A 25,550-nucleotide genomic window follows, 5' to 3' on the forward strand; every position below is an offset into this window, starting at 1 on the left:
TCGTGGAAAAAGATGTGTCAATTCATTTTATGGAAAAACCTTCCATATTCCTACCGGCTTATAACAGCGGCTGGCGGGCCAGCAGGTAGCAGTCCATGATCCAGCCGTGTTTTTCACGCAATGCGTTGCGGCGCTCGATGATCTCGTTGCTTACCTCATCAAGCTTACCCTCGATCAGGCACTGCTTCTCCATTCCCAGGTACGCCCCCCACCAGATGTAAGTGCCCTGCGGCTCTATCGCGGTGAACGCCCCGCCGCTGTCGAGCATCACGGCAACGGTGGCGGCATCATTCGGCCAGCCCTTCTCGCGCAGCCGACGGCCGGTGGTGATGTGAACCGCACCCGCCAAAGCGTTGAGCGGGATGCGGTGCTCGGCGGTGAGTACCTGCAGGCTGGTGATGCCGGGGATAACGTTGACCTTGAGCGCGTGCCCGGCGTCCGGCAAGCGCTTTGCGATGCGCAGGCTGCTGTCGTAAAGCGATGGGTCGCCCCAGACCAGCAGGGCGGCGCGACCGCCGTTGGGCAGGTGGTGGTCCAGAAGCTGCGCCCATGTTGAGGCAATCGCGGCGTGCCAATCGTTCACCGCGCCCAGGTACGGCGCCTCGCCATCGCGGGTGGGCAGGTCGAACTCGACGATGCGCGTGGAGCTCTCTTTCTCCAACAGCTCGTCGCAGAGCAGGCGGCGCAGGTCGATGAGGTCCGCTTTTGATTCGCCCTTGCGCGGCAGCAGAATCACGTCCGCCGCGTTCAGCGCGCGCACGGCGGCGAGCGTCACGTGCGCCGGGTTGCCGGTGCCGATGCCGATAAAGGCGAGCTCGATCACAGCGTGCCCTCCTCGCCGCCGGCAAACGGTGAATCCGCGGACTGGGGCCGAAAACGGCGGTCGTAACCTACCGCGTACAGGCTGCTTTCCTTGAAGTCGTTGGATTCGAGGACTGGCCCTACCAGAATCAGCGCCGTGCGCTGGAGCGTGTGATCAATCAGCGATTCCACCGTGGACAGGCGAGCGCGCACCACGTGCTCGTCCGGCCAGCTGGCCCGCCAGACGATGGCCACCGGGCACTCTTTACCGTAATGCGGCGTCAGGTTTTCCACCACCTGGGCCAGGTTGTGAATGGAGAGGTGAATGGCGAGCGTTGCCCCGGTGCGGGCGAAGTGGGCAAGCGTTTCCCCTTCCGGCATGGCGCTTGCTCGGCCCGGCGTGCGGGTCAGCACCACGGATTGCGCCACGCCGGGCAGCGTGAGCTCCTGGCCAAGCGTTGCGGCTGCGGCGGCAAATGAGGGCACGCCGGGGGTGACGCTATAGGGAATAGCAAGCGCCCGCAGGCGGCGCAGCTGTTCGCCCATGGCCGACCACACCGAGAGATCGCCGGAGTGCAGCCGGGCCACGTCATGACCTTCTGCGTGGGCGGTCTGGATTTCCTGCATGATCTCATCGAGCGACAGCGGCGCGGTATTGATGATGCGCGCATCAAATGGGCAGTGCTCGAGAATTTCTTCGGGGACGAGCGACCCCGCATACAGGCACACCGGGCAGGCGGCAATCAAATCGCGCCCGCGCAGCGTGAGTAGATCCGGCGCGCCGGGGCCTGCGCCAATAAAATGAACCGTCATCATCCAACTCCTTGCAACGCTTTAGTGGCCACCGCGGCCGTGGCCTTTCTATCGTCTGAAACTGTGCGCGGGCCCAAGAGCCGCGCCCCGTGGCCCGCGGCCAGCAGCGCCACGGCTTCGGCCACGCTGCCGGTGCCTTTTTCGCGCAGGCTGTAGGCGGAATGCGTCAGCGTGGTGGCGCCGGGGAGTGCTGCGTCCGCCACGCCTATTACCGGGATGTGGCGGGCGCTTCCCAGCGCCTGAACCAGGGGCAGCATGCTGTGCGCCGCCGCCAGCCGGCCGATGGGGCCGTACTCGGCGATCAGCTGATCCAGCGCCTGCTCAAGCGACGCCTGCGTTGCCCGCGAACGAAAGCCGAACCCGGCAATGGTGCGCGCGGGGCTGGCGGCTTTTTGAATGGTCATCGAGCGCCGCGCCACTGCACGATCGGGTAGCTGGCTTTCCAGCCCCGCCGCGTGCCCATGGGGGCGGCGTGGGCCAGCTCCAGGCGCAGCAGTTCGCCGCCGGCCTGTTGCTGCCAGTGGGCAAGCAGAGCTTCGGATTCCAGCGTGACCGCGTTGACCACTACCCGCGTGCCGCTTGGTAGCACCTGCCATAAGGCGTCCAGCAGTGTTTGGGAAAGCCCGCCGCCGATAAACACCGCATCGGGCAGCGGCGCGTTCTCGAGTACCTCCGGGGCGCGGCCTTCGTTGACGCTGAGCCAGTCGACGCCCAGGTTGTGCGCATTGCGCCGCGCCCGCGCGGCGCGATCAAAATGCTGTTCGAAGCCGATGGCCTGGTTATCCGGGTGGGCCAGCAGCCACTCGATGGCAATCGAGCCAGAGCCCGCGCCGATATCCCACAGCCGCTCACCGGCTCTGGGAGCCAGGGCAGCAAGGGTGAGCGCGCGCACGGCCTGTTTGGTGATCTGGCCGTCGTGCTCGAAGAAATTATCGGCAAGGCCCGGCGTGAGCGGTAGCGCGGGGCCGGAACCTGCCACCTCGATACCCACCGCCACCGGGTGGGCGATATCTTCGGGAAGCGCGTCATCCACGCCCAGCGTGCGGATGCGCTCCTCCGCGCCGCCCAGCGCTTCCAGCACATGTAGCCGGGATTCCGCAAAGCCGAATGTTTTAACCAGCGCGGCCAGTTCCGCCACGGCGGCGCCATCGCGCAGCAGCACCAGCAGGCGCCGGCCGCTTTGAAGGTAGGGCCGAAGGCGGGTCAGGGGCTTGGCGTGCAGGCCAAGGCAAGTGCAGCGCTCAAGCGGCCAGCCCAGCCGCGCCGCCGCCAGGCTGAAGGTCGAGGGCGACGGTACGGCGCTCCACTCCCACGCCTCCAGGTGGCGCGTGAGACTTGAGCCCGCGCCAAACCAGAACGGGTCATTGGAGACCAGCATGACCACCCGGCGGCCGCGCTCGGCCAGAAGGGCGGGGATGCCCTCAATAAACGGCACCGGCCACTCGCGTATCTGCGCGTTCAGCGGGGGCAGCAGACGCAGGTGGCGGCGGGCGCCAAACACGATCTCGGCACTCTCCAACAGTTCGCGGCTTGCCGCTGTCAGGCCCGCTGTGCCACTCTCCCCCCACCCAAGCAATGTGAGCCAGCAAGCCTTGTCAACTAACGCCATGATAAATGTCCTGATTCTTGGGGGTACCAGTGAGGCCAGCGCCCTGGCTTGCGCCATAAGCAAGCGCGGTATTGCCGCCATCTTCAGCTATGCAGGCCGCGTCAAAACGCCTAAAGCGCAGCCGCTGCCCACCCGCGTGGGCGGTTTTGGCGGCGCCGAGGGTTTGGCGGCTTTTATCACCCAACAGCGCATCACCCATATTATTGATGCGACCCACCCGTTTGCCTCACAAATGAGCCTTAACGTGCTGGCCGCCGCCCGGCAAACCGGCGTACCGGCGATTGCCCTGACGCGCCCGGCATGGCGGCGTGGCGCTCATGATAACTGGCAGCACGTCGCGAGTATCGAAGCGGCGGCAAGCGCCCTGGAAGGCCCGCCCCAGCGCGTGCTGCTCGCCATTGGCCGCATGCATCTGGCCGCGTTTACCGCCACGCCCCAGCACCACTATGTACTTCGCCTGGTCGACGCGCCCACCGCCCCGCCGCCGCTTGCCCACTTCACCACCACCGTGGATAGAGGTCCCTTCACGCTGGAAGGCGATTTAGCCCTGCTCAAGCACCAGCGAATCGAGCGCATCGTATGCAAGAACGCCGGCGGCGACGGCGCCCGCGCCAAGCTCGATGCCGCCCGCGCGCTTGGCGTGCCGGTCATCATGATTGACCGCCCCCAGCTTCCCGCCCGGCTTGAAGTGCACGGCGTCGATGAGGTGCTGGTCTGGCTCGACCGCGCTTGATCAAAGCGCTGAGCGCGGCGTGTACACCAGCGGCGCGCCCTCTCGCTCGATCAATCGCGTCTGTGTTGATCCCACGATCACCAGCGTGCGCATGTCCGCCATGTCGGGCGTGGCCTCACCCAGCGTCGTCACGCGGATAGACTCGTCCGGCGTGGACACCGCCCGGGCGAAGATGATCAGGCGCTCGGGCTCGCACGCTTCACGCAGCACGTCCAGGGTGCGCTCGAACCCCACCGGGCGCGATTTGGAGCGCGGGTTGTAGAACGCCATGGCAAAATCCGCTTGTGCCGCCAGGCGCAGGCGCTTTTCGATCAGCGCCCAGGGCTTCAGGTTGTCGGATAGATTGATGCAGCAGAAGTCGTGCCCCAGCGGCGCGCCCGCGCGGGCGCTGGCGGCCAGCATCGCGGAAATCCCCGGCAGTACCTGAATATCGAGCGCCCGCCACACGGCGTCGCCCGCTTCCAGCGCCTCGAATACGGCGCTTGCCATGGCAAACACGCCGGGGTCGCCGGAAGACACCACCACCACTCGGCGGCCCTCGTGCGCCATGCGCAGCGCGGCCCCGGCGCGGCGAATCTCTTCACGGTTGTCCGAGCCGTGGCGGGTCAGGCCCTCGCGCGGGGCGACGCGCTCGACGTAGGGCACGTAGCCCACCACGTCCGTGGCCTGGTCGAGCGCGGCCGTGACTTCCGGGGTAATCATCGATTCCGCACCCGGCCCCAGCCCGACGATTTTGACCCAACCGCTCATGGGCGCCTCCCGTGTCCGTGAATCAGCACGATAGAAAAGTACGGCACTTTGTCGCCGGCATCCTTCAGCGGCACCACGCGCTGGTTCTCCATGGCGGCGTACTCGATCAGCCAGGCGTCGGCTTCGCGCCCGGCACTTTTCAGCGCCCGGCGCAGCTTGCCCAGGTGGCGGCCGATCTTCATCACCACCAGCGCGTCGGTTTGGCGGATGCGCTCGACAAGCGTGTCTTCCGGGAGTGTCGCCATCGCCACGGTGAGCACGTCATCGCCCCAGGTAATGGGGGTCCCAGAAGCGGTCCACGCCGCCGACATGCCGGTAATTCCCGGCACCACGGAAACCGGCACGCGGTTGCGCAAGCGCGTATACAGATGCATGAACGAGCCGTAGAAGAACGGGTCGCCTTCGCACAGCACGACGACATTGCACCCGGCCTCGGTCATCTCGATCAGCTGCGCCACGCTGTGTTCGTAAAACGTCGAGAGCAGTTGATTGTAGCGCGGGTCATCGAAGGGAATTTCCGTGGTGACCGGGTACTCCATAGGCATCTCGACCACGCCGGGCGCCAGCAGGCCCTCGACGATGCTGCGCGCGTGCCCGCGGCGGCCCTTCTTGCGGAAATAGGCGATATGCGTCGCACCACGGATCAGCCGGTCGGCGCGCACGCTCATCAGATCCTGGCTGCCGGGCCCGAGGCCCACCCCAAACACGCAACCCTTGCTCATTCGACACGATCCGCCAGGGCGTTGATGGCGGCCACCGTCACGGCACTGCCGCCCAGGCGCCCACGCACGATGCAGCTGGGAAGCTTTGGCGTGGCAAGCAGCGCCTCCTTGGACTCCGCCGCGCCTACAAAGCCCACCGGGCAGCCGATGATGGCCGCCGGGCGCGGGCAGTCCGGGTCTTCGAGCATGTTGAGCAGGTGAAACAGCGCCGTAGGCGCGTTGCCAATCGCCACCACCGCGCCTTCAAGGTGCGGGCGCCACAGTTCGAGCGCCGCCGCCGAGCGGGTGTTGGCCATCTCAAGGGCAAGCGCGGGGGTGCGCTCGTCATTGAGGGTGCAGATAATCGCGTTATCCGCCGGCAGGCGCTTGCGGGTAATGCCTTCGGATACCATGCGCGCATCGCACAGAATCGGCGCGCCCGCCTCTAGAGCGGCGCGCGCCTTGTTGACCACGTCATATTGAAAATGGATATGCGCGGCCAACTCGACAAGCCCCGCGGCGTGAATCATGCGCACGGCCACGGTCTCTTCCTCTGCAGAAAAGCGGGCAAGCTCGGCCTCGCGGCGAATGATCGCAAAGGACTCCCGGTAAATCGCCGGGCCGTGGGTTTCATAGGTGTAAGGCACCCAAACTCTCCAGATAAATGAAAACGTCAGACTCGCTCAGCCCGGTAGCCACCGGCGCGCTATCGGCGCGGCCGTCGGTAATGACATCAAAACGCCCGTTGCGGCCGGTCAGGCAAATGGCTGCCGGTTGCCGCCGGGCGCAGCCCTTGGCGCAGCCGGAAATATGCACGCTGGCGGCGTCCACTTCCTTCAGCCGCTCGGCCAAGGAGTGGGTGGCGACACTGGCCTGCTGGCAAAAAGGCGCGCCAGGGCAGGCGTCCATCATCAGCCGTGGGTCGTCATTCTGACCAATGACCTCGCCAAGCGCTGGCAAGGCGGCGGCGCCCGGCTGCTTGATCATTAGCCTGCGCCAAGGCGTTACCCGCAGGGCGCTCACCGCCTTCGAGGCGACCAGCGCGCGCAGCGTCTGGGCGCTTACCCGCCCAAACGGCAGGCCAGCCACCACGCCCCCCTCATGCTTGCCAATGGCCAGTTTCGCGCCGGGCGGGGCCGGGGGCGTATTCGCCACTGCCCAGGCGGGCAGCGGTGCGTGGTGCCTGGCCATACGCCCCACCGCCGCGCCGCCGCTTTGCATGAACCAGTGGGTCAGGCGAATCAAGAGCGCCACGGCGGCCTCGGCATCGGTCACCGCCGTGCCCAGTGTGTGGCCCTCCAGGCGTACCAGCAGGCCACCGTCTGCCGAGCGCTCGATGCGAAAATCCGCGGGGCTATCGCACAGCACCGGCGCGGCGCCCGCGTCGATGGCGATGCCTATCTTGGCGGGCATTTCGGCAAGTTCCGCGCCCCGTGCCTGCAACTGCCGGGCGATGGTGTGGGTGGCGTCCCCCGCTTGCCACGCCGGGGCCAGCATCAGTTGGGGCTGGCGTTCAGCATCACTGCTGTCGCTCACCAGCTGATGCTCGATGAGAAACGCCATCAGCGGTGGCCAGCTGGCCTCGGTCACGCCGCGCAGCTGGATATTGGCCCGGCGGGTCAGTTCGAGCAAACCGCTGCCGAAGCGCTCGGCGGCGTCACACAGCGCCAGTGCCTGTGTGCGGGTCAGCTCGCCCAGCGGCGGGCGCACGCGCACAAGCCAGCCGTCACCGGTGGCCATGGGCCGCCAGGCGCCGGGGCACCAGCCCTTTACTTGCGGCTCGCTCATGGGCCGCCCCGCTCTCGGGCTTCGTCCATTTCCAGCAGCAGGTCTTCAAGGGCGGCGCCGTGTTCGCCGGGCGCCTGCCACATGCCGCGCTGGGCGGCTTCCAGCAGGCGCTCGGCCATCTCTTCAAGGGCTGCCGGGTTATGGTCGCGCAAAAACTGCTGGTTGGCGGGGTCGAGCACCAGGGCGTCGCTGACCTGGGCGTACTGGTAGTCGGCCACCAGGTCGGTGGTCGCGTCATAGGCAAACAGGTAATCCACCGTGGCGGCCATTTCAAACGCGCCTTTATAGCCGTGTTCGCGCATGGCGTTGATCCACTTGGGGTTGAGCACCCGCGAGCGGATCACCCGGGCAAGCTCTTCTTTCAGCGTGCGAATCCTGGGTACCGCCGGGTTGGCGTGGTCCGCGTGGTAGATCACCGGCGCTTGACCGGCAAGCGCGCGGCTGGCATTGGCCATGCCGCCCTGAAAGGCGTAGTAGCTGTTGGAATCAAGGATATCGTGCTCGCGGTTATCCTGGTTCTGCATTACGGCGTCCAGCCCCTGAAGCTGCTGCTCGAAGGCGCCTCGCGCGGCGGTGCCGGAATCCGCAAACTGGCCGTAGGCGTAGGCCCCGGCGCCCAGGTAGGCCTCGGCCAGGTCATCGGCATTTTCCCAGCTGCGGTTCTCGATCAGCCGGTTAAGGCCCGCGCCGTACTCGCCGGGCTTGCTGCCGAAAATGCGATAGCGGGCTTCTTGCGCCGCCTGCTCGGCACTCAGGCCTTCGTCTTGCAGCGTTTTCTGACGCGCCATCACCGCATGGCAGATGGTGTTGCTGTCGCCGGGCTCTTCGAAGTTCGCCACCGCCTGCACGGCGGCATCGAACAGGCGAATCACATTAGGAAACGCATCGCGGAAAAAGCCGGACACCCGCAGCGTCACATCCACCCGCGGCCGATTCAGCAGCATCGAAGGAATCACCTCGAAATCGATCACCCGCTGGGAGCCCAGCGACCACCGGGGGCGCACCCCCATCAGCGCAAAGGCCTGGGCGATGTCGTCGCCGCCGGTGCGCATGGTGGCGGTGCCCCAGATGGAGAGCCCCAGCCGGCGCGGGTAGTCGCCGTTATCCTGCAGGTAGCGCTCGACGAACGCCTGGGCGGACTTTTCGCCCAAGCGCCAGGCGGCGGGCGATGGAATCGAGCGGTTGTCCACGCTGAAGAAGTTGCGCCCGGTGGGCAGCGTATCCAGCCGCCCGCGGCTGGGGGCGCCGCTGGGGCCGGCGGGTACGAAAAGCCCGTCAAGGCCATCGAGCAGGGACTGAATTTCCAGCGTCACGCCGCGCTGCATGGTCGCCCACAGCGTGCGGGCAAAGCGCAGCTGCTCCGCCGTGGCGGGGTAATTTGAGGTAAGGGCTTCAAGGGGGCGGTCACCCAGCACGTACTCATTGACCCAGCGCTCGGCCAGAAGCTCCAGGCGCTCGCGGGTGTCCGCGCCGGTGCGCCAGGGGGCACCCAACTGCTCGGCAAGAATAGCGGGCCTGGCGCCCTGCCACGGCTCGCTGCCGGCGGCCAGCGGGTCGATATCGAGGGCCAGGTCGCGGGCCAGGTTGTGCAGCAGGCCGCGGCTTGCCACGCCCTCGCCTCTCGGCAGGCGCAGCAGCGCCACCAGTGTGCCCGCGCGCTTTTCACGCGGTGGCGGCGTGCCCAGAATGTGCAGCCCGTGGCGGATCTGGGCTTCCTTGATATCGCACAAGAAGGTATCCAGGGCGTTGAGTATCTCGGCCTCGCACTCACCGTTCACCGCGTGGGCGAGCTCCCGGTCGATGCCGGTGTCGCGCAGGTGCGCAAGAATCTGGCTGCGAATCAGCGCCTCGCGTCGCGGGTCCATATCCAGCGCCTGGTAGTACTCGTCACACAGCGCTTCCAACTCCGCCATGGGGCCGTACAGCTCGGCGCGGGCCAGCGGCGGCATCAGGTGGTCGATGATCACCGCCTGGCTTCTGCGCTTGGCTTGTGCCCCTTCGCCGGGGTCGTTGACGATGAACGGATAGAAGTGCGGCAGCGGCCCCAGCGCAATATCCGGCCAGCACTCGGCGCTGAGCGCAGTGCTCTTGCCCGGCAGCCACTCGAGATTACCGTGCTTGCCCACGTGAATCACCGCGTCTACCCGGTAGTGTTCGCGCAGCCACAGGTAGAACGCCAGATAGCTGTGCGGCGGCGCCAGCTCCATATCGTGGTAGGACTGGGTCAGGTCCTCGATAAAGTCGCGCTCGGGCTGAATGCCTACAAAGGTGTCCCCAAGGCGGATACCCGAGATCATCAGCCGCCCCTGGCGGCACTTGGGGTCGTCATGCGGCGCGCCCCAGCGCGTCCAGATGGTGTTCTGGAGCGTAACGGGCAGGGTTTGAAACCAGGCCAGATACTCCTCAACGCTGATGCTTTGCCAACAGGCGCGCTGATCGAGGCTGCCGTGGTCGTTGGTGACTGCGCCTTGTAACCGGCGGATCAGCTCGTCGCCGTCCGCGGGCAGCTCGTCCACCGGGTAGCCGGCACCCTGCAGGGCGCTCAGAATATTCAGCGTCGAGGCGGGCGTATCCAGCCCTACCCCGTTGCCGATGCGCCCGTCGCGGTTGGGGTAGTTGGCCATGACCAGGGCGATGCGTTTTTGCGCGTTGGGCGTTTCACGCAGCCAGCAGTAGCGCCGCGCCAGTTTTGCAACGAACGCCGCACGCTCCGGGTGCAGGGCATGGTGAGTAATCGTGAGCTGGCAGCGCTCGTTAAAAAAGGCCTCGGCCTTGAAGCCCACGGCCCGGGTGATCACCCGCCCGTCCATTTCCGGCAGCACGATCTGCATCGCCACATCGCGGCTGTGCAGCCCGGCGGCCATGCCCTGCCAGTCCTCCACCGTGCTGCTGGCCAGCATCGCCTGAAGCACCACGGGACGGCCAATGAACAGGCTGTGCATTTCATCGCCCAGCCCGTCGGTTTCATCGGCGTTGCGGTTCACCGAAAAGCTGGTGGTGTTGATGATCAGCGAAGCGCCGGTCTGCTCGATGAGATGATTGGCAAACTCGATGCACGGCCCCTCCTTCAGCGAGGCCACGGCCACCGCCAGCGGCGCCAGCCCTTCGGCCTCGAGTGCGGCCAGCATGCCGTCGATCACGCCGGTGTTGGCGCCCTGTAAATGGCTGCGATAGAACAGCAGCAGGCACACCGGCCGGCCGTCTTCGTACTGCTTGCGCCACTCGCTGAGGCTGGCCGCCGGGCGGCTCGATTCACGTTCCTGCGGGGCGTAAATCACTGCCGCCGGAATCACCTTGGGCTCCTGCCAGGCAAACGCACGGCTTAGGCAGTGGCTGGCAATAAAGCGCAAAAGCCCTTCGGCGTTATCTACGCCGCCTTCACGCAGGTAGCGCCACACGCGGTAGGCGTCATCGAAGCCGATGCTCGAGTCTTCCAGCAGGGCGTCATCCGGCGCGTCGCAGCCCGGCACCAGTATCAGCTGGCGCTCCGGCTTCGCCGCCGCCCAGGCAAGCAAGCGCTCATGGCCATACTGCCAGTAGCCCTTGCCACCTAACAGCGACACCACCACCAACCGGGCCTTTTCCAGCACCCGATCTTCGTAGAGATCATACGCCGCCGGCTTGATCAGGTTCATCCAGTTGGCCAGGCGCACCGAAGGGTACGCCTCCCCCAACCGCTCGGCGGCCTGAGCCAGCGCCGAAAGATTGCTGTCGGCGGCGGACAGGATGACGATCTCGGCGGGGCTTTGTTGAAGATCGACGATGCCTTCATCGTCGACAAAGCCTCCGGGCTTGGCGGCAAATAGATGCATTAAGGTGTCGCCGCAGTCTCGGCAGCGGCCAGCGCCTCGTGCAGCTCGGCGCTATCAAGCCCGCGGCCGATAAATACCAGCTGGGTCTGGCGCGGCTCGTCTTGGCGCCATAGCCGGTCGAAGTAGCCGTCAAGACGCTCACCCACCGCCTGAATCACCCGGCGCATGGGCTTGCCGGGGATAGCGGCAAAGCCCTTGGCGCGGTAGATCTCGTGGCTTTTCAGCAGCGCCTGCAAATTGCTTTCAAGGGCGGTGGCGTCTACTTCGCCCAGGGTAATCACGCAGGAATCGAAGTGGTCGTGGGCGTGGTCGTGGTGCGCGCCTTCGGCATGGTGCTTGTCGTGATGATTGGTAATCTTGTCGATATGCGCTTCACTGGCGGCGCCAATGCCCATCAGGGCTTCCAGCTGGGCCGTATCAGTGGCCTGGGTCTGGTCGATAAACAGCGTCTTGACCGAGGCCGGTACCCGCGCCTGCACCAGCGCTTCCACCCGGGCCTTTTCATCGACGCTCAGCAGATCGGTTTTGGTCACCAGGACTAAATCTGCCGCGCTTAACTGATCGTCAAGAAGCTCTTGCAGGCTGGGGTCATGGTCCAGGCTGTCATCCGCCAGACGCTGGGCGGCGACCTTGGCTTCGTCGCTGGCAAAGCGCCCGGCGGCAACGGCGGGGCCGTCGATCACGGTAATGATGGCATCCACGGTGCAGTGCTGGCGGACGTCCGGCCAGTTGAACGCCTGCACCAAGGGTTTTGGCAGCGCCAGGCCGCTGGTCTCGATCAGGATATGGTCGATATCGCCGCGCCGCTCGACGAGCTTTTTCATCACCGGCAGAAACTCTTCTTCCACAGTGCAGCAGATACAGCCGTTGGCGAGTTCATAGATGCCGTCGTCACCCGCGAGCGCCTGGCCTTCACCGGGCTCACAGTCGAGGGCGCAGCTGCGCAGCAGGCTGGAGTCGATATCCTGCTCGCCGAATTCGTTGACGATCACGGCGATCCGTTTGCCGGTGATCTGGCGCAGGATATTGGCAAGCAGCGTGGTCTTGCCGCTACCCAGAAAGCCGGTCACAACCGTGGCGGGAATTTTATTTAACTGCATGAAAGGATTCCTCAATATGGGAGCTTGCGGCCGTGGCCTGCGCTGAATCGTTGCCGGGAGCGTGGCTGAAAAGACGCGCCACCGCGGCCGGGTTATTCGGGAAAAACAGGTGCAAGTAGGTCGCGGTCAGGCGCCCGGCACGGTAGATCGGCTCGCCAGGTGCGGGGTGGCGCTGACGGCGACCGTAAGCGATGGGCTCAGGCGTTTGCCCGGCCATGGAACGGTGGTGGGCATGGCCGCGAATGGGCCCTTCGGGCAGCTCGGCGGTCTGCATACCCTGGCAGCCTCGGCGCCCGCGCATGGCGCCGTGCCCCGGCAGTAAACCGAGCATGGGGTGCGTGTTCTCCGCATAGTCGGTGAGCGTTTCCAGGCTATACAGCATGCCACCACACTCGGCGAGAATAGGGTTGCCCGCGCGAAAGAAGCCACTAATAGCATCGCGCATGGCGGTGTTCGCCGCCAGCGCCTGCGCGTGAAGCTCCGGGTAGCCGCCGGGCAGCCACAGCGCATCGCACTCGGGCAGGTCGGCATCGGCAAGCGGTGAGAAAAAGCGCACGCGCGCGCCCATCTGCGCCAGTACATCCAGGTTGGCCTGATAGATAAAGCTGAACGCCGCATCGCGGGCCACGCCTATCGTCTGCCCGGCCAGCACAGGCGAAACGGCGGGAAGTGTTTCGGTACAGGCGCTGAAACTGACCGGCGAAAGCGTGGCCAGCGCGTCCAGCAAGCCCGCGGCTTCCAGCGCCTGCGCCGCGGCCTCAAAACGAACTTCCAGCTCAAAACGAATCTCTTCGGCCTGCACCAGCCCCAGGTGGCGCTCGGGAAGTGTCAGTTCAGGGTCACGGGGTACGGCGGCCAGGAACGGTAGGGTGTCAGGCAGTGCGCCTTCAATCAGCTCCCGGTGGCGCTGGGAGCCGCAATTGTTGGCAATCAGCCCGGCAACATGGATATCGTCACGAAAGCCAGCAAGCCCCGTTACCAGCGCGGCGGCGGTTTGGGCCATGCCTTTGACATCCATCACGATGGCCATGGGAATGCCAAACAGCGCGGCCAGGTCGGCGCTGGATGGCTCGCCGTCATGAAGGCCCATGGCGCCTTCCACCAGAATCAAGTCGGCCTCGATAGCGGCTTCATAAAAGCGCTGGCGGCAGTAGTCAACTCCTGCCATCCATAAGTCGAGCTGATCCACCGGCTGGCCGGAGGCCTGGGCGAGAATCTGCGGGTCGAGATAATCCGGGCCGGTCTTGAACACCCGCACCACCTTGCCCTGATTGCGCAGCAGCCGCGCAAGCCCGGCGGTTAGCGTGGTTTTGCCCTGGCCTGAGGCGGGGGCCGAAATAAACAGCGCGGGGCAGCTCGCAGAAGGTTGGCTCATCAGTATTCGATCCCCGCTTGCGCCTTGACGCCGCCGCGAAACGCGTGGCGCTCGTCTTGCACGATGCTGATGGTGTCGGCGATCTCCTGAAGCGGTGTGGCCATGGTGCGCCCGGTGATGATCACGTTCTGGTGCGCCGGGCGGCGCTGTAACGCCTCGACCACAGGGGCGGTATCCAGGTAGCCGTACTTGAACATGTAGCTCATTTCATCGAGCACGATCAGCCCGTACTCCGGGTTCTCGAGTAACCCCTTGGCCACGGCCCAGGCGGCCTCTGCGGCCTCGATATCCCGCTCGCGGTCCTGGGTTTCCCAGGTGAAGCCGTGGCCCATGATGTGCCAGTCGAGCCCTGGATGGTCGCGAAAGAACAGGTACTCGCCGGTTTCCCGACGGCCCTTGATGAACTGAATGACGGCGCAGCGCTGGCCGTGGCCCAGGGAGCGCGCCATGGTGCCGAAGGCGGAGCTGCTTTTGCCCTTGCCGTTACCCTTCAGGAGAATCAGCACGCCGCGCTCCTGCGTCGCCTGGCTGATGCGCTCATCGACCACGTCTTTCTTGCGCTGCATGCGGCGTTGATGGTCCGTCATGAAAACTCCTTGATTGGCAGTGTGCAGTAGCGTGCGTCAAGCTCCCGGGCAAGCCTTGCCCCCTGGCCGCGCTTGACTCTGGCGCCTTCGGTATCCAGCACCAGGCAGTCGCCTGGCGGCGCCAGACCCACAAGGGACTCCCGGGTGCGGCCGTCGGTAATCAGGTAGGTATGAATGGCAAGGCCCGGCTCGCGGCGCTGCCACTGGCGCACCAGCTGGCCTGCCTGAACGATCATGGCGCGCAGCGGCGTGCCGCCCCCGCCCTCCGCCGAATCGAGCCGGGCCGCCAGGCTCTTGGGCGCGCGCTGGCGGGGCAGCAACGAGGTGATGGTGTCGTTGCCGAAGCCAAACACCGCCATCTGCTCGCGCCCCAGATACGCCTGGCGAGCAAGTGACTCGACCCAGCCCTTGGCACGGCCCAGCAGGCGCTGGCCCAACGTCGAGCCAGACGTATCCAGCAGCACCAGGTGCACCTTCGGCTGCCCGGCCCGCGACGGGCGGTAGCGGAGTGTTTGCCAGGGCCAGGCGCCGCGGTTGGCGGCAAGCGTGGCAAAGGTGTCCAGGCGCGGCGCGGGAGGCAGCGTGCGTGTGTGCGCCCCTTGCCCCCACTGGTGGCCCTTGCGGGCGCCGCCTTCGGCAGCGCCGCGCTTGCTACCCGGCAGCATTGGAGCTTCAGGTAGGGTCGCCGCTTCCGTCTGCCGGGTTTGGTTAACGGGAGGCATCGCGCCCCACTGCCCCGCCTCGCCCGGCTGCCCCGCGCCGCTGCCTGCTTGAGCCTTGCTGCCAGTGGGCGGCGAGCCGCCGCCGCTCTGTTCAGAGGGCGGAGCAGGTGGCGGATTGTTTGAGGCGGGCGGCGTCTCTTCCCGGGTGCGCCGGTGTGAAAGCACCCAGGGGGCGACGGTGTCGATATCGGTTTGGTCGATGGCCTTCTGGCCCTGCCAGGCGGCGTGGGCCTGGGCGGCGCGGTGCCAGGTCACGTCAGCGCGCAGGCCCTCGACGCCCGCCGCCTCGCAGCGTCTGGCGATCTGCTCGTATACCCAGTCCGGGGCGCTTACCGCGTCGAGCCGCTGCCGGGCGCGTTCGATGCGCTGGGTCAGCGAGCGCTGCTCGGCGTCAAAATCCGCCGCGTAGCCTGCGGGGTCACGGTCGAACGCTTCGCGCTGGCGCACGATGGCGATGCGCTCTTCCACGCTGATCGAGGCCGGCTGCTCCAGGCAGAGGCCGAAGCGGTCCAGCAGTTGCGGGCGCAGCTCGCCTTCATCCGGGTTCATGGTGCCGATCAGGCCAAAACGCGCCGGGTGAGAGTGGCTCAGGCCGTCGCGCTCGACGATATTGACGCCGCTGGCGGCCACATCGAGCAGCAGATCCACCAGGGTGTCGGGCAGCAGGTTGACCTCATCGACGTAGAGCACGCCGTTGTGCGCCTTGGCCAGAAGCCCTTCGTGAAAGGCGGCCTCGCGCTCGGTGAGCACTTTCTGAATATCCAGGCTGCCGGTCAGGCGCTCCTCACTTGCCCCGAGCGGCAGCGTGACAAACGGCGACGGGCCAAGGCTCGTGGCCGGCAGGATGGCGGCCAGCGCCCGGGCCAGGGTGGATTTGGCGCTGCCCCGCGGGCCGCTGATCAATACCCCGCCGATGCGCGGGTTGACGGCGTTGAGCAGCAGCGCCGTCTTGAGCGCGTGCTGGCCGACCACGGCGGCAAAAGGGAACGGGGTCATGGGTGCCTCCAGGCACTGTCAGAAAGATCCGTGGAAGGTGCGGCGCGTTCCACGCGCGGCATGTAGACCGGCGCGCCGTCCATTTGCGCAACGCTCAGGCGCTGACGATAAAGCCGCTCCAGAGCGCCCAGCGTCATCACCTCGTCGCATCGCCCGGCGAGGGCCTCGCCGTCCGGGTAGAGCAGCAGAACGTGGCTGCACCAGCGTGCGGCCAGGTTGAGATCGTGCAGGCACATCATCACCGCACGGCCCTGGCGGGCCTCGACGCTTATCAGCGCCATCACCGCGCTTTGATGGTGAAGGTCCAGGTGGTTGGTCGGCTCATCCAGAAGCCACACGGCAGGGTTCTGGGTCAGCACGGTGGCCAGCGCCACGCGCTGGCGCTCGCCGCCGGAAAGTGTGGAGACCGGGCGCGATGCGAGCGCTTCAAGATCGAGCGCGCTCAGGGCCGACCGCAGCCGCTGGATATCCTCGAGACTTTCGCTCTGCCAGAGCGACAGGTACGGGTGGCGGCCCATCATCACGGTCTCGGAGACCGTGGCGGGGAAACCGTCCATGCGCTCCTGAAACAAGAGCCCCAGCCGCCGGGCGATAGACCGACGCCTGAGCGAGCCAAGCGGTTGCCCATCCAGGCATACGCGTCCCGTGCGCGGCGCGGTGAGGCCCGCCAGGGTGTGCAAAAGCGTCGTCTTGCCCGCGCCGTTGGGGCCGAGCACCCCCCACACCTGACCAGGTTCGAGCGCGAACTCCATCGCTCCACCTGCGCTTCTGCCGGGGATGGCGAGCGTCAGGCCCTCTGCCTCGAGCCGTGGCGCTTTCGCCTCGGGCGCTTTCGCACCACGCCGGTTCATGGGCGGCTCCGGTACAAGAGCAGCAGGAAGGTGGGCACGCCGAGCAGCGCGGTGATGACACCGACCGGCAGCTGCTCCGGGGCAATCAGCGTGCGCGCGAGCGTATCGGCCAGCAGCAACAGCGTGCCGCCAGCCAACGCGCAGGCGGGCAGGATACGGCGCTGGTCGTTGCCCAGCACCAGGCGCAGCATGTGCGGCACGACAAGTCCCACGAAGCCGATGCTGCCGGCGGTGGTGACCGCCACGGCGGTCAGAAGACTTGCCAAAAGATAGATGCCCCACTCGAAACCACGCACGGTCACCCCCAGGGCGGCGGCCTGCAGCGAACCACGGGCGAGCACGTTGAGGCTTCTCCCCAGCGGCCATAAAAGCGCGCAGGTCAGCAGTAAAACAACAAGCGGCGGCCAGGGCGTGCGCGCGTAGGCAAGATCGCCCATCAGCCAGTAGAGCATGCCCGGCAGGCGCTCGGCGGGGCTCATGGCGAGCATCAACGTGACCAGCGCCCCCCAGCCCGAGGCCACGACCACGCCGGTGAGCAGCAGTCTCGCCGGCGTCCAGCCGCCGCGGCCCTGAGCGAGGCCAAACACCAAAAGCGTTGAAAGAAGCGCCCCGGCAAACGCCGAGCCGGTCACCAGCAGCCCCCCCAGGCCCGCCAGCATCGCGCCAAGCGCCCCGATGCTGGCCCCGCCGGAAAGCCCGAGCACGTAGGGGTCGGCGAGCGGGTTTCGCAAGAGCACCTGCATCAGCGCCCCCGCCACGGCGAGCAGCCCGCCCACGGCAAAGGCGGAAAGCGCCCGGGGCAAGCGAAGATCGAACACCAGGGTGTGAGCGAGGCTTTCGCCCTCCCCGAACAGCGCCTGCATGAGTTTTGCCACCGACAGAGAGGAGCTGCCGGTGGCGAGCGCCAACAAAAGCGCGGCCAAGGCAAGCGCCGTCAGCGCCACGGGCCAGAAACTCAGGGAGCGGCCATTCACGGCGCATCTTCCCGGGCCGTCGCCAGATGCCCGCAAAGAAGCCTCGCCCCTTCGGCCAAACGCGGCGTGGGCCGCTGAAGGAGGGACGGCGGCACGAAGTAGAGGTGATCGTTTTGCACCGCACGAAGCTCGGGGTACCGGGTCCAGTGATCGAGCCAGTCGCGGTTCTCCTCGCCCATGCCGCCGGCCACGATCACGGCCGGGTCGGCGGCGAGCACCGCCTCGTCATCGAGGCGCGGCACCAATCTTCCCAGCTCGCCAAACACGTTGCGCCCGCCGCACAGGCGGATCACCTGGCCAATCAGATGCTCGTCGTTGACGCTCATCAGCGGTGAGTCCCACACCTGGTAGAAGGTATCGACCGACGCTTCCCCCGCGTACTGCGCCCCGAGCGCGGCCATGTCGCTTAAAAAGCGCTCTGCCACGCGGCGGCCTTCCGCTTCGGTGCTGGCAAGCGTGGCCAGGCGCTCGATGGCGCCGGCCACGCCGTCGACGCTGCGCGGCTCGATATAAAACACCGCCATATCGAGCGCTTCCAGCGTTTCGAGCTGCTCGGCGGGGTTGCCGGTCACCCAGCCGATGGCCAGATCCGGTTCGAGCGCGACCAGCGCCTCGAGATCCAGCCGGGTATGGCTGCCGACCGAGGCAACGTCTCGAGCCTCGGGCGGATAGTCGCTGTAGGAGACCACAGCGACCACGCGATCACCCGCGCCGGCGGCATAGACGAGTTCCGTCGCGCCAGGCGAAAGCGCGGCGATACGGCTTGCAGGCGCGCTCAGGCATACCTCGCGATCCAGGTCATCGAGCGCGCACACTTCGGCCCGAGCGGCGCTAACGCAAAGCGCCGCCGCCAACCCCACAAGCCATTTATTGACCAAAGTTGACGCTCAGAAACGCCGCGCGCCCGGCGTTGATGTAGTCGGCGCCGTCAAAGGAGCGCGTGGTGACGTAGTCCTGATCCAGGGCGTTTTCCAGCGTCACCCGGGCGCTCCACAGCGGTGCGAATTCCCAGCCGGCGCGCAGGTTCACCAGGCCATAACCGGCCAAGCGATCCTCGTTAGCCGCATCCCGGTAGCGGTGGTTCTGGGCAATCCAGGAGCCGCCGGCCGAAAACTCGCCAAGCTCGCGGTCCACGTCCAGGCGCAGGCTCTGGGTGGCGCGGTTCTGCAAACGGTTGCCGGTGGCGCGATTTTCCGGGTCGGTGTAGGTCAGCGCGGCGGCAACCGTCCAGCCGCCATGCTCCACGCCGCCGGAAAGCTCGGCGCCGCGAATGCGCGAGGTCGGCACGTTGAACTGCTCGCCTTGCCCTGCGATCAGGTTGTCGATGTCGGTCTGGTAGAGCGCGGCGTCCCAGAAGACGCTGGCGTACTGGCCGCGGGCGCCGAGCTCCACGGTTTCGGAGGTCTCGGATTCCAGATCCGGATTGCCGAAGTCCGGGTAGTAAAGCTGGTTATAGGTCGGCGCATTGAAGGCGGTGCCGACGCTCGCCCGCAGGGTATGGTTCGCGTCGAGGTCGAAGCCGAGCGCCACGCTTCCAGTCACCTCGTCGCCGTAGCTTTCGTTGTGATCGAAGCGGGCGCTGGTTTGCAGGGTGAACGGGGCGAAATCGAAAAGCGCTTGGGTGAAGGCGGCGGTGTTGTCGCGGCTTGTCTCGTCGTAATCGACGGTGCTGTCGATGTGGTCTTCGCTCTGCTCGACGCCGGCAATGAACTCGTGAGCCCCCACGGTGAAGGTGTTTTCAAGCCGCGCGGTGCGGATGGTCGTATCGAAGGTGGAGCCGCCGAACTCGTCGACGTTATCGCTTTCGTCGCGGGCCTCGGAAAGTGTCACCCGCGAGCGCCAGGCATCCCCCACCGGAAGCTCGGCATAGATGCCGGCGACCTGCTGGACAAAGTCGTTCTCGCCGCCGTCGTATTCGTTGTTGCCGCGTGCGCGCAGCGCCAGTACGCCGGCCTCGCCCCCGTTATCAAAGGTGTGCGACACCCGGGCGAGTGCCGTGGTGTTGTCATAGCCCTTGTCGTCACCGCTGCGGCGCACCGGCACGCCGTCGGTGTTGAAGTGGCTCGCCGCGAAGCTATAGCGGGTGCCGCCCTCTGACCCGCTGAGCCCTGCGCTTGCGCGCGCCGTGCCGAAGGAGCCGCCGCCAAACGAAAGCCGGGGCTGCGGGCCGTTGCCCTCCTCCGGGGCGTGGGTGAAGAGCTGCACGACACCGCCGATGGCGTCCGCCCCGTAAAGGCTTCCTTTTGGTCCGCGCACGATTTCGGCGCGCTCAAACAGGCGCGGGTCGATACTTCCCCAGGCCGCCCCGCCGCTGGTGGCCGAGCGCAGGCGAATGCCGTCGATCAGCAGCACGTTCTGGCTGCTGCCGGTACCGCGAAGAAACACGCTCGCATTCTTGCCGAAGCTGCCGTTACTGGAAACGTCGACCCCGGGCTGGCCACGCAAGAGGTCCGTGACGCTGACAGGGTCCTGCCGGTGAAAAGTGGCCTCATCGAGCACGGTGACGGATGAAAGGCTTTGATTCGCGGTGCGCGGGGCAAGGGCCGCGGTTACGACCACCGGGTTGAGCGCCTGCTTCTCCTCGGGAGTGTTCGAAGACACCGTTTGGGCGTGAACGGCCAGCGGCAGTGCGGCGAGCGTAAAGGCGGCAAGCCCCAGGGTGGGTCGCGCGTAGGTCATGATAAGCCCCTTGAGCCGTGCTCACCCGCACGGCCGATTTTTTTATGGCCGCGCGGCGAAGGAGCAAGGGGAAATGCGGGGTCGAGTGCCCCGTATCAGCCCTGAGCACGCCCTCCGCGACTCGGCATTGATGGTAGTGAAACCGTGGTTTTGGGCCGGTCTCCGGGCTGACGAGCAAAAAGGCGAGGCCTTTTTCAAACGGCGGCCTTCCCATGTCGCGCGCGACACAGTGGCGTAGTGGCCGTTGTTGACTCGATTACCGTTGCGGGGGCAGCGCTGGAATGGACACCAGCTTCCCGTTTAACCGACGCAAGGTCGGCACCCAAAAGTGAGCGTAAACTAGCAAGCCGTTAAGGCCAGGTCAATCGCACTCGGCCAGGCTCGCTTGCGCAATGCTGGGCGCGGCCAGGCGCTGCACCAGGCCGTGACGCACGTACCAGACACGCTCGGCGTGGCGCGCGGCGTCCTGGCTGAACCAGCCGTTGAGATCGCGAAGGCGGCGCTCTTCGCGCGCCATGGGTACCAGCCCTCGGCCGACCTCGCTCAGGATCAGCACGATCGTGGCGTTGCACGCCTTCGCGGCACGGCAAAGCGCGGCCAGATCCTCGCGCCACTGGGCGCGCAGGTGGTCGCTGTCGGTATCAAAAGCGCCGTCGCGGGCCACCCAGTCGAGCACGCCGTTGATCACCAGCGGCGTGTCGGGAATCAGAATCGAGTGGCAGTCCGCCAGCCGCTGGCCCGGGGCGAGGGTCCACCAGGCGGCGTTTTGAAAGCGCGTTTTTACGGCGTCGCGCTTGCCTGCGCGGGCACCGCCGATGAAAAGCTGCATTGCCACTCTCCTTCTCTAGCGCGATGGGACAGGTTCAGGCGCCGGCCGGTGGCCTGGGTCACCGTGGCCTCCCAGAAATCCACGGTTTCAAAACGCCGTCTCAGTTCACGAATCACACCGCCGTGGGTGACGGCCAGCACGCGCCGGTGGCCCAAAGCGCGCGCGTTGTCGGCAAGCGTCGACAGCCAGCCGTCAAGGCGCGTGCGCAAATCCCCGGCGGATTCGCCGCCAGGGATTTTAAGCTCTCCAACGCTATCAATCCATGCCCTGTAGCCCGGATTGTCCTTGAGTTCGTCGTAAACCTTGCCTTCATACTCGCCGAAATCGAGCTCGCGAAGTCGGGGCTCCAGATAAACGCTCTCAGTCGCAGCGTCGGGCCGGGCCCACTCGAGGGTTTGACGACAGCGGGTCAGATCGCTTGCGTAGATCGCATCGAAATGCTCATCCTCCAACGCTTTTTTGAGCGCATTGAGCCCCGGCTCGGCGTCGGGAAACAAAAGCGCGATATCACGCTGGCCCTGGTAGCGCCGTTCAAGGTTCCAGGCGGTCACGCCGTGGCGAACCACCACCAGCTCCACATCAAGATCACTAGCCAAAGCTCGACTCCTTCTATTAACGCGCCAATCATGTCGCCGTTGATGCCCTTGAAGGCGCGAAGCACCCCGGCGCGAAACAGCACGGTAAACAAAAGCGCCCCGGCCAGCCAGCCAAGTAAGGGCGGATAAAAAAACGCCACGCCCAAAAGCGGCACCAGCGAAAGCGCCACGTCCACAGGGGCCAGCGAGCGCTTGAACGCGTAGGCGAGCCCGCTGGGTTGGACGCAAGGGCTCAGCACCAGCATGGCGGCGCCGGCAAAGCGGGCAAGCGCCGGCACGATCAAAAACCAGAGCGCGGGCGCGCCGATATCAACCAGCGCCCAGAGCAGCACCGCCTTCCAGGCGAGCAGGAAAAAAAGCGCCAGTATCCCGAAGCTACCCACCTGCGGGTCCTTCATAATTTCCAGGCGCCGCGCAAGCGGCTGATTGCTGCCAAGGGCATCGGCCAGGTCCATCGCGCCGTCCAGATGCAGGCCGCCGCCGAGCGCCACCCACAGGCTCAAAAGCGCCAGTGCGGCGATGGGCGCCGGCAGCGCTAATGCATCAAACGCCAGCGCAAAAAGCCACAGCAGCGCACCGATGAATAGCCCAACCAATGGGTAGGCGCGCAGCGCCCAGCGCCGGGTCGACGCATTCCAGGGGCACTCGATCGGCAGCGGTACGCGGGTCAGAAATTGAAACGCCAGCACGGCGCCGTAGAGGGCGTTTTTCACGGCGATGACTCTTCGCTGTTTCGGGACGTGGTGTCCAGGTGGGGATGAACGTCGAGATCAGCCTTCCACTCGATGGCGCACCCAGCGATTACTTCGATCACCGAGTCCGCTTGCTGAGCCAGCAGCCGGTGCAGGCGCTGCAAAAACGTGACGAAGCGCCAGACGCCCGGGTCCGACGGCAGCGGCGCTTCGTTGAGATCGTTGGAGACGATGACCAGGTACAGATTTCGAGTGCGGGCATCGTCCAGCAGCTTTTTTAGGCAGCGCAGGCCCTCCCGCTCGGCCTCAAACGGCTCGAACGCTTGGCCAAACAGCAGCTGGCTGGCCCAGAGAGTGAGGCAGTCGAGCAGCACCGCTTGGCCGTCGGGCACGCTAGCCACCGCCTCATCCGGATAGAGCGGCGCCTCTAGCGTGACCCAGCGGGCGTCACGGCGAGCCTGGTGGCGCGCGGCGCGCTCGCTCATTTCGCCGTCGTCCTGGCGGGCGGTGGCCACGTAGTAGCAGCGCTCGCCCCCCGCCGCCAGCGTGAGCGTTTCGGCCAGTTGGGATTTACCCGAGCGTGCGCCGCCGCTGACGAAAACGATCATCGAACGCCCGAGTATGAGCAGCGCATAACATTACACGGCGCGAGCCTTTCGCCCACGCCGCCGGCCGGCTTTTTTGGGCTTTTCATATTGCCTCTCCTGCCGTACCCAGCGCGATCATCATGAGTAGAAAAAGCCCCCAGGCGCCGTGCATCAGACCAATGGTGATATCGATGTGGCGCGCCGTTAGCGCGACGCGCCCCGGCCCCAGCGTGGCGCGGTGCGAAAGCTCGCCGCCATAGACGTTCACGCCGCCGAGCTTCACGCCCAAAAGCCATGCCACCATCGCCTCCGGCCAGCCCGCGTTGGGGCTGGGATGGCGCGGCGCCTGGCGCCGGGTGTGGGTAAAGGCGCCAGCCACCGCCAGCGGCTCGCGCCCCAGGGAATTCCAGAGCGCCCCCGCCGCCCACAGGCACACGGCGGTTAGCCGCGCCGGCAGCCAGTTGGCGACGTCATCGAGTTTTGCCGAGACGTAGCCGAAATCAGCGAAGCGTGCGTTTTTGTAGCCCACCATCGAGTCCAACGTATTCACCGCCTTGTAAGCCAGCGCCAGCGGCGCGCCGCCAATGAGTGCGAAAAACAGCGGCGAGGTGATGCCATCGACGGTGTTCTCCGCCACGGTTTCGACCGCGCCGCGGGCGATTTCGGGCTCGTTTAGCGTGGCGGTATCGCGCCCGACCACGCGCGACAGCGCCTCTCGCGCCGCCTCGAAATCCCCCCTGGCGAGCGGCGCGGCGATGGCTCTGCCTGCGTCCGCCAGCCCCTTGATGGCAAGCGTGGTGGCCAGTAGCCAAAGCTCCGCCGCGACCTTCAGCCAAGGATGCACCATGCTCAGCAAATTGAGAAGAAGCGTTGCGAGCCAAAACGTGCCGGCAACGACCAGAAGCGTCAATAGCGCCCCCTTGAGCCGCCGCGCGTACCGTCCGCCGCGGTTGAGCCGCGCTTCCAGCACCGTGATCACCCGTCCCATGCCGACCACCGGATGCGGCAGCCCGCGTGGGTCGCCCACCACCAGATCGATCGCCACTGCCAAGAGTATTAGCGTTACGCCCACTAGCGCGTCACCCCGGCATTCTCAAACGTGGCCATCTCGCTGATCATCGCGCAGGCGGCTTTTAACAGCGGAAAGGCGAGTGCGGCGCCGCTGCCCTCGCCCAAGCGCATGTCGAGTTCGAGCAGCGGGGTCGCGGCGAGCGCCTCGAGTGCGACGGCGTGACCGGGCTCGGCGGAGCGGTGGCTGAAAATCAGAACCTCGCGCACCGGCGGGCAGAGCCGCACCGCCGCCAGCGCCGCGACGGTGGCAATGAAGCCGTCGACCACTACCGGCAGGCGGCGCTCGGCGCTTGCCAGCATCGCCCCGGCCATGGCGGCAAGCTCGAGCCCGCCAACGGCGGCCAGCACCTCGAGCGGCTCGCTTCCCGGGGCCCGGGCGACAAGCGCCTTTTCGATCACGTCGATCTTGTGCGCCAGACGCGCTTCGACAAGGCCGGTACCGGCGCCCACCAGCGGGCCGACGGGCCGGTTCAAGAGGGCGGCGAGCACCGCGCTGCTGGCGGTGGTGTTGGCGATCCCCATCTCCCCCAGAATCAGGCACCTGCAGCCGGCGCGCGCGGCGCGCTCGACGGCGTCGACGCCCACCTGCAGGGCCTGGTCGAGCTCGGCGGCGCTCATCGCGTTTTCGCGGGCGAAATTGCGCGTCCCGCGCCGCACTTTGGCGTCCACCACGCCCTCGGCGCGGACATCACTCGCCACGCCAACGTCGACAACCTCGATACGCGCCTCGATCTGGCGGGCGAAGACGTTGATCGCCGCCCCGCCCTGGGCGAAGTTGGCGACCATCTGTGCGGTCACTGCCTGGGGAAAGGCGGACACACCCTCCTCGGCCACGCCGTGGTCGGCGGCGAAAACGACGATGCCGGGCGGGTCGACGTGGGGCGTGAGCGTATCGGTGATATGACACAACGACACCGCCAAATCTTCCAGCCGGCCAAGGCTTCCCGGCGGCTTGGTCAAGGTATCGAGATAGGCCCGCGCGCGCGTTTGAAGGGTGGTATCGAAAGGCGTGATACGCGAAAAGTCGCGGGGCATGGCGAGCTCCGAAAGCAAATGGGTAAACGAGTAAGCAGCTATAATAAGTGGGTATAAAAAAGCACCCATCGAGCCGAGGGCGACTGCCAGACCATGGTAACAAAGCCCGAGGGCGCTGGCGCCTGTTCCCGACATGACCCTCGGGGGCTGGATCGCGGCTTACCCTTCACCTTTTACGCCCTTTTGGGCATGCTGAACCTTTCGAGCATGCTGATGAAAAACGCTCGTGGGCTGGCCAAAAGCTTGGGCTGCGAGCGCCAGGTACGCTTCACCGCCCTTTTCATCGACCGCGCGGGCGCTTTAGTAGGAAAGTTACCAAAATCGCGACTAAAATCCGCGCCAAAAGGTTTAATGCTGCTCCATACAGTCTTAAACTGGCCTAAAAGCATGTAAAATTACTACATAGAATTACTACATAGCATGCCCTGACTAACGCCTAGCCGAGGTTT

24 protein-coding genes and 1 riboswitch are annotated in these 25,550 nt (G+C 66.1%); of the genes, 1 reads left to right on the top strand and 23 read right to left on the bottom strand.

The annotated features are described in order from the left end of the window. Positions 1-58: 58 nt before the first annotated feature. The 4 genes from cobF to cbiE are packed head-to-tail and all read right to left on the bottom strand — an operon-like array spanning position 59 to position 3,223. Positions 59-823 (bottom strand): precorrin-6A synthase (deacetylating), encoded by a 765-nt coding sequence (cobF, locus tag RN347_RS10150; RefSeq protein WP_311958128.1) that lies wholly within the window; start codon positions 821-823, stop codon positions 59-61. Next, positions 820-1,614: a precorrin-4 C(11)-methyltransferase gene (cobM, locus tag RN347_RS10155; protein ID WP_311958129.1), complete on the bottom strand. Its 795-nt coding sequence runs from the start codon at positions 1,612-1,614 to the stop codon at positions 820-822. The genes cobF and cobM overlap by 4 nt, the downstream gene beginning before the upstream one ends. Then, complete coding sequence (locus RN347_RS10160) at positions 1,614-2,018, bottom strand: cobalamin biosynthesis protein (RefSeq protein WP_311958130.1); 405 nt, start codon at positions 2,016-2,018, stop codon at positions 1,614-1,616. Before RN347_RS10160 ends, cobM begins: the two co-directional genes overlap by 1 nt. Beyond that, complete coding sequence (cbiE, locus tag RN347_RS10165) at positions 2,015-3,223, bottom strand: precorrin-6y C5,15-methyltransferase (decarboxylating) subunit CbiE (protein WP_311958131.1); 1,209 nt, start codon at positions 3,221-3,223, stop codon at positions 2,015-2,017. Before cbiE ends, RN347_RS10160 begins: the two co-directional genes overlap by 4 nt. Between cbiE and RN347_RS10170 the strand changes: the two genes are divergently transcribed. Then, a complete protein-coding gene (locus tag RN347_RS10170) occupies positions 3,222-3,956 on the top strand; it encodes a cobalt-precorrin-6A reductase (RefSeq protein ID WP_311958132.1) in 735 nt (244 codons plus the stop codon). The genes cbiE and RN347_RS10170 overlap by 2 nt on opposite strands. Here RN347_RS10170 and cobJ read toward each other — a convergent pair whose 3' ends face one another. The 19 genes from cobJ to cobT all read right to left on the bottom strand — a co-directional run bounded on the left by cobJ (position 3,957) and on the right by cobT (position 25,101). Next, on the bottom strand, positions 3,957-4,706 hold the full coding sequence (gene cobJ, locus RN347_RS10175) for a precorrin-3B C(17)-methyltransferase (protein ID WP_311958133.1): 750 nt from the start codon (positions 4,704-4,706) through the stop codon (positions 3,957-3,959). It lies immediately after the preceding gene. Further along, positions 4,703-5,428, bottom strand: coding sequence for a precorrin-2 C(20)-methyltransferase (gene cobI, locus RN347_RS10180; RefSeq protein WP_311958134.1), 726 nt, complete (start codon positions 5,426-5,428; stop codon positions 4,703-4,705). Before cobI ends, cobJ begins: the two co-directional genes overlap by 4 nt. Beyond that, a complete protein-coding gene (locus RN347_RS10185; protein WP_311958135.1) occupies positions 5,425-6,054 on the bottom strand; it encodes a precorrin-8X methylmutase in 630 nt (209 codons plus the stop codon). The genes cobI and RN347_RS10185 overlap by 4 nt, the downstream gene beginning before the upstream one ends. After that, positions 6,038-7,195 (bottom strand): cobalamin biosynthesis protein CobG, encoded by a 1,158-nt coding sequence (locus tag RN347_RS10190; RefSeq protein WP_311958137.1) that lies wholly within the window; start codon positions 7,193-7,195, stop codon positions 6,038-6,040. Before RN347_RS10190 ends, RN347_RS10185 begins: the two co-directional genes overlap by 17 nt. Further along, on the bottom strand, positions 7,192-11,007 hold the full coding sequence (cobN, locus tag RN347_RS10195) for a cobaltochelatase subunit CobN (RefSeq protein ID WP_311958138.1): 3,816 nt from the start codon (positions 11,005-11,007) through the stop codon (positions 7,192-7,194). Before cobN ends, RN347_RS10190 begins: the two co-directional genes overlap by 4 nt. Then, the gene (gene cobW / locus RN347_RS10200; protein ID WP_311958139.1) at positions 11,007-12,107 is read right to left on the bottom strand and encodes a cobalamin biosynthesis protein CobW; all 1,101 of its coding nucleotides are present in this window, start codon (positions 12,105-12,107) and stop codon (positions 11,007-11,009) included. The genes cobN and cobW overlap by 1 nt, the downstream gene beginning before the upstream one ends. Then, the gene (locus RN347_RS10205; RefSeq protein ID WP_311958141.1) at positions 12,094-13,482 is read right to left on the bottom strand and encodes a cobyrinate a,c-diamide synthase; all 1,389 of its coding nucleotides are present in this window, start codon (positions 13,480-13,482) and stop codon (positions 12,094-12,096) included. The genes cobW and RN347_RS10205 overlap by 14 nt, the downstream gene beginning before the upstream one ends. Continuing rightward, a complete protein-coding gene (gene cobO, locus RN347_RS10210; RefSeq protein ID WP_311958143.1) occupies positions 13,482-14,069 on the bottom strand; it encodes a cob(I)yrinic acid a,c-diamide adenosyltransferase in 588 nt (195 codons plus the stop codon). The genes RN347_RS10205 and cobO overlap by 1 nt, the downstream gene beginning before the upstream one ends. Beyond that, entirely contained in the window at positions 14,066-15,787 is a 1,722-nt protein-coding gene (locus RN347_RS10215; protein ID WP_311958145.1) for an ATP-binding protein, read from the bottom strand. The genes cobO and RN347_RS10215 overlap by 4 nt, the downstream gene beginning before the upstream one ends. Next, on the bottom strand, positions 15,784-16,638 hold the full coding sequence (locus RN347_RS10220) for an ABC transporter ATP-binding protein (RefSeq protein WP_311958146.1): 855 nt from the start codon (positions 16,636-16,638) through the stop codon (positions 15,784-15,786). Before RN347_RS10220 ends, RN347_RS10215 begins: the two co-directional genes overlap by 4 nt. Then, positions 16,635-17,612 (bottom strand): iron ABC transporter permease, encoded by a 978-nt coding sequence (locus RN347_RS10225; RefSeq protein WP_311958148.1) that lies wholly within the window; start codon positions 17,610-17,612, stop codon positions 16,635-16,637. The genes RN347_RS10220 and RN347_RS10225 overlap by 4 nt, the downstream gene beginning before the upstream one ends. After that, positions 17,609-18,490: a cobalamin-binding protein gene (locus RN347_RS10230; protein ID WP_409365752.1), complete on the bottom strand. Its 882-nt coding sequence runs from the start codon at positions 18,488-18,490 to the stop codon at positions 17,609-17,611. Before RN347_RS10230 ends, RN347_RS10225 begins: the two co-directional genes overlap by 4 nt. After that, on the bottom strand, positions 18,480-20,291 hold the full coding sequence (locus RN347_RS10235) for a TonB-dependent receptor domain-containing protein (protein ID WP_311958150.1): 1,812 nt from the start codon (positions 20,289-20,291) through the stop codon (positions 18,480-18,482). The genes RN347_RS10230 and RN347_RS10235 overlap by 11 nt, the downstream gene beginning before the upstream one ends. A 135-nt stretch (positions 20,292-20,426) precedes the next feature. After that, a riboswitch (cobalamin riboswitch) is annotated at positions 20,427-20,632 on the bottom strand. A 20-nt stretch (positions 20,633-20,652) separates the two neighbouring features. Further along, complete coding sequence (locus RN347_RS10240; protein ID WP_311958151.1) at positions 20,653-21,120, bottom strand: bifunctional adenosylcobinamide kinase/adenosylcobinamide-phosphate guanylyltransferase; 468 nt, start codon at positions 21,118-21,120, stop codon at positions 20,653-20,655. Further along, positions 21,072-21,716, bottom strand: coding sequence for a histidine phosphatase family protein (locus RN347_RS10245; RefSeq protein ID WP_263586888.1), 645 nt, complete (start codon positions 21,714-21,716; stop codon positions 21,072-21,074). Before RN347_RS10245 ends, RN347_RS10240 begins: the two co-directional genes overlap by 49 nt. Continuing rightward, entirely contained in the window at positions 21,668-22,429 is a 762-nt protein-coding gene (locus RN347_RS10250) for an adenosylcobinamide-GDP ribazoletransferase (protein WP_311958152.1), read from the bottom strand. The genes RN347_RS10245 and RN347_RS10250 overlap by 49 nt, the downstream gene beginning before the upstream one ends. Then, positions 22,426-23,016, bottom strand: a complete 591-nt coding sequence (locus tag RN347_RS10255) for a bifunctional adenosylcobinamide kinase/adenosylcobinamide-phosphate guanylyltransferase (RefSeq protein ID WP_311958153.1) — start codon at positions 23,014-23,016, stop codon at positions 22,426-22,428. The genes RN347_RS10250 and RN347_RS10255 overlap by 4 nt, the downstream gene beginning before the upstream one ends. An 82-nt stretch (positions 23,017-23,098) precedes the next feature. After that, the gene (gene cbiB, locus RN347_RS10260) at positions 23,099-24,046 is read right to left on the bottom strand and encodes an adenosylcobinamide-phosphate synthase CbiB (RefSeq protein ID WP_311958154.1); all 948 of its coding nucleotides are present in this window, start codon (positions 24,044-24,046) and stop codon (positions 23,099-23,101) included. A gap of 20 nt (positions 24,047-24,066) precedes the next feature. Then, positions 24,067-25,101 (bottom strand): nicotinate-nucleotide--dimethylbenzimidazole phosphoribosyltransferase, encoded by a 1,035-nt coding sequence (cobT, locus tag RN347_RS10265; protein WP_311958155.1) that lies wholly within the window; start codon positions 25,099-25,101, stop codon positions 24,067-24,069. Positions 25,102-25,550 lie beyond the last annotated feature (449 nt).

This window comes from Halomonas sp. PAMB 3264, from assembly GCF_031954245.1.
Taxonomy (GTDB): Bacteria; Pseudomonadota; Gammaproteobacteria; order Pseudomonadales; family Halomonadaceae; genus Vreelandella.

What these genes read in the sequence shown, in the direction of transcription:
- cobM (WP_311958129.1), bottom strand. Translation starts at nt 1,614, where the DNA reads ATGACGGTTCATTTTATTGGCGCAGGCCCCGGCGCGCCGGATCTACTC.
- cobN (WP_311958138.1), bottom strand. Translation starts at nt 11,007, where the DNA reads ATGCATCTATTTGCCGCCAAGCCCGGAGGCTTTGTCGACGATGAAGGC.
- cobI (WP_311958134.1), bottom strand. Translation starts at nt 5,428, where the DNA reads ATGAGCAAGGGTTGCGTGTTTGGGGTGGGCCTCGGGCCCGGCAGCCAG.
- cobT (WP_311958155.1), bottom strand. Translation starts at nt 25,101, where the DNA reads ATGCCCCGCGACTTTTCGCGTATCACGCCTTTCGATACCACCCTTCAA.
- RN347_RS10220 (WP_311958146.1), bottom strand. Translation starts at nt 16,638, where the DNA reads ATGAACCGGCGTGGTGCGAAAGCGCCCGAGGCGAAAGCGCCACGGCTC.
- cobJ (WP_311958133.1), bottom strand. Translation starts at nt 4,706, where the DNA reads ATGAGCGGTTGGGTCAAAATCGTCGGGCTGGGGCCGGGTGCGGAATCG.
- cobW (WP_311958139.1), bottom strand. Translation starts at nt 12,107, where the DNA reads ATGCAGTTAAATAAAATTCCCGCCACGGTTGTGACCGGCTTTCTGGGT.
- RN347_RS10235 (WP_311958150.1), bottom strand. Translation starts at nt 20,291, where the DNA reads ATGACCTACGCGCGACCCACCCTGGGGCTTGCCGCCTTTACGCTCGCC.
- RN347_RS10160 (WP_311958130.1), bottom strand. Translation starts at nt 2,018, where the DNA reads ATGACCATTCAAAAAGCCGCCAGCCCCGCGCGCACCATTGCCGGGTTC.
- RN347_RS10215 (WP_311958145.1), bottom strand. Translation starts at nt 15,787, where the DNA reads ATGACCCCGTTCCCTTTTGCCGCCGTGGTCGGCCAGCACGCGCTCAAG.
- RN347_RS10190 (WP_311958137.1), bottom strand. Translation starts at nt 7,195, where the DNA reads ATGAGCGAGCCGCAAGTAAAGGGCTGGTGCCCCGGCGCCTGGCGGCCC.
- cbiE (WP_311958131.1), bottom strand. Translation starts at nt 3,223, where the DNA reads ATGGCGTTAGTTGACAAGGCTTGCTGGCTCACATTGCTTGGGTGGGGG.
- RN347_RS10205 (WP_311958141.1), bottom strand. Translation starts at nt 13,482, where the DNA reads ATGAGCCAACCTTCTGCGAGCTGCCCCGCGCTGTTTATTTCGGCCCCC.
- RN347_RS10240 (WP_311958151.1), bottom strand. Translation starts at nt 21,120, where the DNA reads ATGCAGCTTTTCATCGGCGGTGCCCGCGCAGGCAAGCGCGACGCCGTA.
- RN347_RS10255 (WP_311958153.1), bottom strand. Translation starts at nt 23,016, where the DNA reads ATGATCGTTTTCGTCAGCGGCGGCGCACGCTCGGGTAAATCCCAACTG.
- cobO (WP_311958143.1), bottom strand. Translation starts at nt 14,069, where the DNA reads ATGACGGACCATCAACGCCGCATGCAGCGCAAGAAAGACGTGGTCGAT.
- RN347_RS10170 (WP_311958132.1), top strand. Translation starts at nt 3,222, where the DNA reads ATGATAAATGTCCTGATTCTTGGGGGTACCAGTGAGGCCAGCGCCCTG.